Source organism: Salinicola sp. (genome assembly GCF_982684285.1).
This window is the reverse complement of the sequence record NZ_CEXLVS010000043.1, coordinates 1-8,435: the sequence shown is the minus strand read 5'-3', so window position 1 is coordinate 8,435 and position 8,435 is coordinate 1. Positions and strand designations below refer to the sequence as shown.

Below are 8,435 nucleotides of genomic sequence, written 5' to 3'. Positions count from 1 at the left end.
GCCTGGCCGATTACCCCCATCTGCGTTTGCCGGGCCCCGACCCCTACGACTATGATGCGCCGTTCAATCGGCTGCACACCGTGCTGGTCGAGCGCGCCCGCGACTATCTGCTGCGCGAATACCTCTACTCGCCCACGCCGATGCAGCTGAGCCAGGCCTTCTACCGCGCCGTGGCTCGTTCCAACAAGGTCATACTGGATTCCCCCGATGGTGATTCACACCGATCAGATACCGACTGACGCCCAACTGGCGATCATCGCCGAGCAGTTGGGCCGCCCGCCGCGGGGCCTCGAGGCGGTCGCCGCCACCGACGGCCACGGTCGTCCGCTGGTGCTGCGCATGGCGCCGATCGTCGACGATGCGCCCTTTCCGACGCTCTACTGGCTCTCCTGCGAGCGCCTCAAGGTGGTGCTGTCGCGCCTCGAGGCCAGCGGCGTGATCAAGGAGTTGGAGGCCCGGCTGCAGCAGGATCCCGAGTGGCTCGCCAGCTACCACCGGAGCCATGCCGATTACGTACGCCAGCGCTGGCACTTCATGACCGACGAACAGCGCCACGCGGTCGAGCAGCGCGGCTACACGCAACTGATGCGCGAACGGGGTGTCGGTGGCATCACCAACTGGGATCAGGTGCGCTGCCTGCACACCCAGTACGCCCATCACCTGTGCGGGGACAACGCCATCGGCCGCTGGCTCGATGCCGAGCACGGCGTGGCCGCCACCATTCCCTGAGCGGGGGTGCGGGCGGAACCTTTACTCTTTCCACTGGTTTTTCTCAGGAGCGATAGCGTGCAAATCTGTGTTTACCTGGGTTCACGTGAGGGCAACGACGACCGTTTTGCCGCGGCGACGGAAGCGCTGGGCGCGGCGATCGCCAGACGAGGCTGGGGGCTGGTCTACGGCGGCGCCCGCAACGGCCTGATGGGCAGGCTGGCCAACGCCTGTCTCGCCGAGGGCGGCGAGGTGATCGGCGTGATGCCCGAGCACCTGGTCCAGCGCGAGGTCTCGCATCACGGCCTGACCCGGCTGATTCGCGTCGACAACATGCACGAACGCAAGGCCGCCATGGCCGCACACGCCGACGCCTTCATCGCCCTGCCCGGCGGCATCGGCACCCTCGAGGAGCTGTTCGAGATCTGGACCTGGCGCTATCTCGACCTTCACCACAAGCCGATCGGCGTGCTCAATGTGGCCGAGTTCTACTCGCCACTGTTGACCTTCCTCGATACCACCGTCGAACACGGCTTCCTCGATGCCTCGACCCGGCGCACGCTGGTCGCCGAGGCCGACACCGACACCCTGCTCGACCGTCTTCAGGCCGCGGCGGCGCTCGACTGATCACGCCGTCTGCGTCGGCAGCGACCGGCCGGCGGTGACAAGCGCCCCACCGCCGCCCGGGGCGACGCTCGCCGCGGTACCGATGTAACGCCGGCGCTTCTCGGGCTTCAGCCGTTCCACATCGACCACCACCAGGCCGTCCAGGCAGTAGCCGAAAGCGGCGTCGACGCCGAAATCCATGAAGCGCACGCCCCCCGGTTCGGCCACGTCGCAGTACTGCTTGTAGAGGACGGGCACGCTCACGCCCAGGGCCTCCAGTTGATCGCGCAGCTGCCTGAAATCCTCGTCGCGATCGTTGCCGCCGAACAGCCTCTCCGCCTCCATGCGCCCCGCCGCCGAGAGGCTGAACGGTGCCCGGGCGCGTACACGTTCGCTCAAGTCGCCGTAATAGTGACGGTAGTAGCCGACCAACAGCTCCCGCGCTAGCAGCGGCACCCTGCCCGAGATCGTCACCGGGACGAACAGCCAGCGGACCTCGGGATGGTGACGCAGATAGGCACCGAGCCCGAGCCACAGATAGTCGAGGCTGCGACGCCCCCAGTAACGGGGCTGGACGAAACTGCGCCCCAGTTCCAGCCCGTGACGCCACTCCGACCAGGGCGCATTCTCCATGTGGAAAATGGTCGGCGAGTAGAGCCCCTCCATGCCATGCGCGTCGAGGATCCGACCCACCTCGCCCAGTCGATAGGCGCCGGCGATCTCCAGATCCCTGTCGTCCCACACCAGCAGATGGCGGTAATGCGCGTCGAAGGCATCCATGTCGCGGCGCCGCCCCGTGCCTTCACCGACGCGGCGAAAAGCGATCTCGCGCAGCCGCCCCAGCTCGCGCATGACCACGCCGTCGAGCTGGCCGTCGTACAACAGTATCTGCTTGCCGTCGACGGTCTCCCCCAGGTGCTGGGCATCACGCAGCGCCTCCCGCAATGCCAGGCGGCTCTCCGGGTGCGCGATGCCCGCCTCCCCCAGGAACACCGGTTTGCGTCCGCGCCCCAGCCGATAGACATGCTTGCGCAGCAACTTGAGCTTGACCGCGGTGGAGAGCCCATCGCGATCGATCCGCTCCATCGACAGTAGCGCACCGGCGCGCACGCGAAGTTGACGATCACGCTGGCGGAACATCTCGTGCGGCAGCATCAGCGTGCCCAGATCGTTTCGCAGCATCGTCAGCGCATAGAACAGCCAGGAGTTCCTGCCCTGCACGTGCAGCGGCAGGATCGGGGCGTTGTAACGCCGCGCCAGGTGCAGGAAACCGCCTTGCCAGCGCCGGTCGCGCACGCCATGGGGGCCGGCTCGCGACACCTCGCCGGCCGGGAACACGATGACCGCCTCCTCCCGGTCCAGCGCCCCGCCGATTTCGGCAAGGCTGCGGCGAAAGCCCCGGCGAGAGAGGTTGTCCACCGGCAGCAGACAGTCGCGCAGCGGCTCCAGTTGCATCAACAGGCTACTGGCCAGGATCTTGACGTCCGGACGCACCTCGGAAACCATCTTCAACAGCGCCAGGCCATCCAACGCCCCCAGCGGATGGTTCGCCACGATCAGTACCCGTCCGGTCACCGGGATGTTCTCCCGCTCCCGCGACGGCAGCGTGTAGCCGAAGCGAAACTCATCGAGCACCCGTTCGACGAAACCGATGCCCCGGGTATCGGCGTGCGCGCTCAGAAACCGGTTGATCTCGTTCTCGCGGACCAGTCCGCGGATCAGTGCGATACTCAGCCGCCGTAGCCAACCCGGCAGCCTGGAGAACGGCTTGACGTGATTTTCGAGTGTCTCGGCAATGTCGATCATATCGCTTCCTCCCGACCATCGCGGCCTGGCCGGTAGCATGACGGCGAGATATGACAACGACGTGGCCGCTGACTAGAGTGGGTGAACCGATCAAACGAGGAGCGAGCCATGCAGGCCATCGCCATCGAAGCCAATCAGATGATATGGCGCGAGCACGACGATCCCGGCGCACTGGGCGCCAGTGAAGTCCGCATCGAAGTCGCCTGGGCAGGCATCAACCGTGCCGACCTGATGCAGCGCGGCGGCAACTATCCGCCGCCGCCGGGTGAATCCGAGATCCCCGGGCTGGAGGTGAGTGGGACGATCATTGAAATCGGCCGTGGCGTTGAGCGCTTCCGGCGCGGCGATCGCGTCTGCGCCCTGCTTGCCGGCGGCGGCTACGCCGAACAGGTCAAGGTCGACGAGGCCCAGGTGCTGCCGATCCCCCAGGGATTGGGGCTGCGAGAAGCCGCCGCGCTGCCGGAGGTCTTCGCCACCGCCTGGCTCAACCTCTACATGGAGGGTGCGGTGCAGACCGGCCAGCGCGTCCTGCTGCACGCCGCCGCCAGCGGCGTCGGCACCGCCGCGATCCAGCTCTGCCGCGCGTTCGGCAACCCCTGCTTCGTGACCGCGGGTAGCGCCGACAAGCTGGAGACCTGCTATCGACTGGGTGCCGATGCCGGCTGGAACCGCCACGACGGCAGTTTCGTCGACCCGGTCAAGGCCTGGGGCGGCGCCGACATGATCCTCGATCCGGTGGGGGGAGACTACATCGCGCAGGATCTCGCGGTACTCAATCCCGACGGTCGACTGGTACTGATCGGACTGATGGGCGGGGTCGAGGCACAGGTCAATCTGGGGCGCATGCTGATGAAGCGTCAACGCCTGATCGGCTCCACCTTGCGCTCGCGCTCGGCGAAGGCCAAGGGTGCCATTCTCGACGCGCTCCATGCCCACGTCTGGCCCAAGCTGGCCAGTGGCGAGATCAAGCCATTGATTGCCGGCACCTGGTCGGTGCAGGAAGCGGAAACGGCCATGCAGCACCTGTCGGACAACGCCAATACCGGCAAGATTCTGTTGAGCGTCAGCGGCGAGGGGTGAGCCGGCGCGGTAGGCTAGTCGACGCCCAGCGTGGCCTTGTAGGTCAACTGCAGCAGACGGGCGTCGTCGCCGGCACGATGACGACGGATGTCGTGCTCCGCGGCGATCCGCTCCTTGGTTTCGGCCCAGCACTCGGTCTGGGCCTCGCTCAGCAGGCGCCGCAGCGCCTCCAGTCGAAACCGCGGCAGCATGCGGGCCTGATCGAAAAGCAGCGACAGCCAGGTATTGTCGTAGCCCCAGCTATCGCTGTAGGCGATACCGCTCGCCCCCAGTTCGTCGTTGAGCCAGCGCGCGACCTCGATCGGCGGGTGCCCCTCGCGGACCAGCCGGGCGCGGGATATGCCATGCAGCAGTTCGGCCTTGGGATCCCAATGGGTCCACTCCTGCACCGGCTGGATCAGGAACGCACAGCGACTGCCATCGGCTCGGGCCAGGCCGACCTCGATGGGGTAACTGCCGCGGCCAAAGCCGGAGGCCTCGATATCTAGCAGGGTGGGCAGCAACACGTCACGGGCTCCTTCCATGATGCCGTCTCATCTTGCGACGCCGATGATGCGCCATCATGACAGTGATGAAGCGCGACTTCACCCCGCCACCTGGCCGGTGGCGGAGGTCACGCCGGAAACCCGGAAGGTTGCGGGCGGCTCAGTGCGCCGCGAGCGCGGCGGGCGCCTCGCCAGTGGGACTGTCTTCGGTGAGATGCCGGGCCCAGCGCTGCCAATCGTCCGCGCGAGCGGGGTCGTGGGGCAGGCCCAGCTCGCCGTGCCGATACGCGTCGGCCAGCCGTGTTGCGGCCTGGACATGGCCATTCTCGCCCGCGCGGGCGTACCAGGTCACCGCATGGTGCTCGTTGGGCTGGTACTGCGAACAACCCAGTTCGTAGATGCGCCCGGCCTGGTATTGCGCATGGCGATCCCCCTGTTGGGCCGCCTGCAGGACATAACGCGCGCCGGTGGACTTGTCGCGGGGGGAGATCCCACGATGCATCAGCACCCGGCCGTAGAGCGACCGCGCGGGGACATGGCCGGCATCGGCGCAACGCTTGAACCAGCGCAGCATCAACCGCTGCTTGCCCGGCGAACGCGTCATCCAGCGCGTGTGGCTGAGCTGCGTGGCCAGACGGAACTCGAATCGCGTAAAGAAAGAAAACGTCTGTGGCATAACTGACAGTGACCCTGGAGACTGGGACCCGTTAACGGTCCGAACTACCGTGTCGATCTGAACGCATCTTGTTTTCTATTACCGCAACACCAGGCAACGCTCTATGGCGCGTCGGAATCGACCCTTCACAGGCGCGCACGGCCGAGGCCGGGCGGCGAAAGGCCGCAAGGATACGCCTGCCCGCGTGGCGACTCAACCCCTCGCGTCCGGCGCCGGTTTGCCGCTTTCCAGCGGCGCCAGTAACATACGATTTCCAACGGCTTTTCATCACGCCTCAGAGGGTGTTTACAAATTCGGCGAGCGAAGGCAAGACAAGGCAAAATCGGTCGAAAAGGCGGAGTTTACACGGGGTAAATGAGCATTTGAGGCCGATTTTAACGCCGTATTGCCGAGCGCAGGCATTTTGTAAACACCCTCTCAGGCTCGTCAACATCCGTTTTTTCATCTGGAGCGCAACATGCAGCGACGCCCCCTAGGCAAGACCGACATCCAGGTTTCGCGCCTGTGCCTCGGCACCATGACGTTCGGCGAACAGAACACCGAGGCCGAGGCGCACGAGCAGCTCGATCGTGCCGTCGCCGCCGGCATCAACTTCATCGACGCCGCCGAGATGTATCCGGTACCGCCCAAACCCGAGACCCAGGGCCGCACCGAGGCCTATATCGGCAGCTGGTTGAAGCAGCGCGGCAAGCGCGACGATCTGATCATCGCCAGCAAGGCGGCGGGTGCCGGACGCGGCATGGAGCATCTTCGCGGCGGCCCGCGACACACCCGCGAACAGATTCACCAGGCGCTGGACGCGAGCCTCGAGCGCCTGCAGACCGACTATCTCGATCTCTATCAGCTCCACTGGCCGGACCGTCACGTCAACTGCTTCGGCCAGCTGGGCTACCTGCCGGGCGACGACAGCGACGCCACGCCGCTGGAAGAGACCCTGGGCGCCCTGAAAGAGGCCGTGGACGCCGGCAAGATCCGCGCCGTGGGGCTCTCCAACGACACCCCCTGGGGCGTCATGCGCTGCCTCCATCTGGCCGAGACCCAGGGCCTGCCGCGCGTCGCCAGCATCCAGAATCCCTACAACCTGCTCAACCGCAGCTTCGAGATCGGCCTGTCCGAAATCGCCCACCGCGAATCCGTCGGTCTGCTGGCCTACTCGCCGCTGGCCTTCGGCGTGCTCAGCGGCAAGTACCTCGACGGCCGGAAGCCGCCCAAGGGCCGTCTGACCCTGTTCGAGCGGTTCTCGCGCTACACCTCCGAGCTGGCCCAGGAGGCGACCCAGGCCTACGTCGACATCGCCCGCGAGCACGGCCTGGACCCGGCCCGGATGGCGCTGGCCTACGTCACGTCTCGGCCGTTCGTGACCAGCAATATCATCGGTGCGACGACCCTCGAGCAGCTCGATGCCAATATCGACAGCGACTCGCTCGAGCTGTCCGCCGAAGTCGTCGAGGCGATCGAGGGCGTGCATCGACGAATTTCCAATCCCTGCCCATGAAACTCGGCCCTGAGACTCGTTTTCGAAACTCGGTCCTGACGGTCGCCATCGGCGACCGATAACGCCACCTCCAGCACGGGTAAGCGCGCCATGCTCAGCATTCTCTCCCCCGCCAAGACCCTGGATTTCGAGACGCCCCCGACGACCCGGGACGTCACCCAGCCCGACTACCTCGACCTGAGTCGAGAGCTGATCGGCATCCTGCGCGGCTATTCCCCCCAGCAGCTGTCGCAACTGATGGGCATCAGCGACAAGCTCGCCGGGCTCAACGCCGCCCGTTACGCCGACTGGAAGACACCGTTCTCGCTGGATAACGCCAAGCCAGCGGCGCAGGCCTTCCAGGGCGATGTCTACGTCGGGTTGGAGGCGGCCTCCTTCAGCAAGGCAGACAACGCCTTCGCTCAGGATCATCTGCGGATCCTGTCCGGACTCTACGGCATGCTGCGGCCGCTGGATCTGATCCAGCCCTATCGCCTGGAGATGGGCATCCAGCTGGAGAATGCCGCCGGCAAGGATCTCTACGCCTACTGGCGGGAGCGGTTGACCCCCGATCTCGACCAGGCCGTTGCCGCCAGCGGCAGTCCGACGCTGGTCAACCTCGCCTCCAACGAATACAGCAAGGCGATCGACTTCAAGCGACTCCAGGCCGATGTGGTCTCGCCGGTGTTCCAGGACGAGAAGAACGGCCAGTTCAAGATCATCAGCTTCTACGCCAAGAAGGCACGTGGCCTGATGGCAGCGTGGCTGATTCGCGAACGCATCGAGGACCCCGCGGCGTTGACCGAGTTCGACGTCGCCGGCTATCGCCATGCACCCGACGAGTCCAAGCCGGGCAAACCCGTCTTTCGCCGCCGCGAACGGGATCGTGAATAGCGGGACGCGACCAAAGAATCAGGGGAAATGTGACGCCGTTCAGCTTCCATTCACGCCCATCTGCAACAATGCCCGCAGCAACGAGTGCCGCGACGTCGTCACTCGACCCGCAATAACGCTGATTTTCAGGAGAACGCCATGCGTCATCTGCTCGTCATGTTGATGGTCGGTATGCTCGGCTTTGCCGCCGCCGTCGACCACGCCGAGGCTCGCCGCATGGGTGGCGGCAAGAGCTTCGGTTCCTACTCGCGCTCGGTGCAGCAGCCCACCCCGACCACGACACGCAGCAACGCATCCGCCCCGCCCCGCCAGCCCAGCGCCGGACTGTCGCGCTTCGCCGGCCCGCTGGCGGGAATGCTCGCGGGCGGCCTGCTGGCGTCGCTGTTCTTCGGTGGCGCCTTCGACGGGTTGCGGATGATGGACTTCCTGCTGATCGCGCTGGTCGCTTTCATCGGCTTCCGGCTACTGGCGGGCCGTCGACGCCACGCCCCCGCCGGCCATCGCGATGACGGTCAAGCGCACCATGACACCAGCGCCCAGCCGGCTCCGTTCATGGGCACCGGCGCGACGGGCACGAGCACCGGAGGCATCGCCACCGAGCCTGCCTGGTTCGATCGCGAACGTTTCCTGGCCGGCGCCAAGGAGCCCTTCCCCACCCTCCAGCGCGCCTGGGACAACAACGACCTGAGCCGGATTCAGGAGTACG

At 66.1% G+C, this 8,435-nt stretch carries 10 protein-coding genes; 7 read left to right on the top strand and 3 right to left on the bottom strand.

The window, feature by feature from the left end; translation table 11 throughout:
- From AC3AYF_RS05840 to AC3AYF_RS05830, 3 genes are all read left to right on the top strand, one after another.
- Positions 1-239, top strand: a 239-nt coding sequence (locus AC3AYF_RS05840; RefSeq protein WP_295037529.1) for a hypothetical protein, incomplete at its 5' end; no start/stop codon positions are given.
- Positions 208-729: a DUF501 domain-containing protein gene (locus tag AC3AYF_RS05835; RefSeq protein ID WP_149434381.1), complete on the top strand. Its 522-nt coding sequence runs from the start codon at positions 208-210 to the stop codon at positions 727-729. The genes AC3AYF_RS05840 and AC3AYF_RS05835, both read left to right, overlap by 32 nt.
- Before the next feature lie 57 nt (positions 730-786).
- Complete coding sequence (locus tag AC3AYF_RS05830; RefSeq protein ID WP_295037527.1) at positions 787-1,335, top strand: LOG family protein; 549 nt, start codon at positions 787-789, stop codon at positions 1,333-1,335.
- On the opposite strand, the gene olsF is transcribed toward AC3AYF_RS05830, so the two are convergent.
- Complete coding sequence (gene olsF, locus AC3AYF_RS05825) at positions 1,336-3,120, bottom strand: bifunctional ornithine lipid synthase OlsF (RefSeq protein ID WP_487779507.1); 1,785 nt, start codon at positions 3,118-3,120, stop codon at positions 1,336-1,338.
- A gap of 108 nt (positions 3,121-3,228) precedes the next feature.
- Here olsF and AC3AYF_RS05820 point away from each other — a divergent pair, with 108 nt between their 5' ends.
- Positions 3,229-4,200 (top strand): NAD(P)H-quinone oxidoreductase, encoded by a 972-nt coding sequence (locus AC3AYF_RS05820; protein ID WP_295037523.1) that lies wholly within the window; start codon positions 3,229-3,231, stop codon positions 4,198-4,200.
- 14 nt (positions 4,201-4,214) lie between these two features.
- Here AC3AYF_RS05820 and AC3AYF_RS05815 read toward each other — a convergent pair whose 3' ends face one another.
- Positions 4,215-4,724, bottom strand: coding sequence for a 3'-5' exonuclease family protein (locus AC3AYF_RS05815; protein ID WP_295037521.1), 510 nt, complete (start codon positions 4,722-4,724; stop codon positions 4,215-4,217).
- Between the two features lie 121 nt (positions 4,725-4,845).
- On the bottom strand, positions 4,846-5,361 hold the full coding sequence (locus tag AC3AYF_RS05810; protein WP_295037519.1) for a tetratricopeptide repeat protein: 516 nt from the start codon (positions 5,359-5,361) through the stop codon (positions 4,846-4,848).
- 457 nt (positions 5,362-5,818) lie between these two features.
- Here AC3AYF_RS05810 and AC3AYF_RS05805 point away from each other — a divergent pair, with 457 nt between their 5' ends.
- The 3 genes from AC3AYF_RS05805 to AC3AYF_RS05795 all read left to right on the top strand — a co-directional run.
- Positions 5,819-6,856 (top strand): NADP(H)-dependent aldo-keto reductase, encoded by a 1,038-nt coding sequence (locus tag AC3AYF_RS05805; protein WP_295037517.1) that lies wholly within the window; start codon positions 5,819-5,821, stop codon positions 6,854-6,856.
- Between the two features lie 90 nt (positions 6,857-6,946).
- The gene (gene yaaA / locus AC3AYF_RS05800) at positions 6,947-7,729 is read left to right on the top strand and encodes a peroxide stress protein YaaA (protein WP_295037515.1); all 783 of its coding nucleotides are present in this window, start codon (positions 6,947-6,949) and stop codon (positions 7,727-7,729) included.
- A gap of 138 nt (positions 7,730-7,867) precedes the next feature.
- The coding region (locus AC3AYF_RS05795) for a Tim44 domain-containing protein (RefSeq protein ID WP_487779506.1) at positions 7,868-8,435 on the top strand (568 nt) is incomplete at its 3' end.

Bases quoted from the DNA above. Each gene is read 5' to 3' on its own strand.
- AC3AYF_RS05810 (WP_295037519.1), bottom strand. From the start codon at position 5,361: ATGCCACAGACGTTTTCTTTCTTTACGCGATTCGAGTTCCGTCTGGCC.
- yaaA (WP_295037515.1), top strand. From the start codon at position 6,947: ATGCTCAGCATTCTCTCCCCCGCCAAGACCCTGGATTTCGAGACGCCC.
- AC3AYF_RS05820 (WP_295037523.1), top strand. From the start codon at position 3,229: ATGCAGGCCATCGCCATCGAAGCCAATCAGATGATATGGCGCGAGCAC.
- olsF (WP_487779507.1), bottom strand. From the start codon at position 3,120: ATGATCGACATTGCCGAGACACTCGAAAATCACGTCAAGCCGTTCTCC.
- AC3AYF_RS05805 (WP_295037517.1), top strand. From the start codon at position 5,819: ATGCAGCGACGCCCCCTAGGCAAGACCGACATCCAGGTTTCGCGCCTG.
- AC3AYF_RS05815 (WP_295037521.1), bottom strand. From the start codon at position 4,724: ATGGAAGGAGCCCGTGACGTGTTGCTGCCCACCCTGCTAGATATCGAG.
- AC3AYF_RS05835 (WP_149434381.1), top strand. From the start codon at position 208: ATGGTGATTCACACCGATCAGATACCGACTGACGCCCAACTGGCGATC.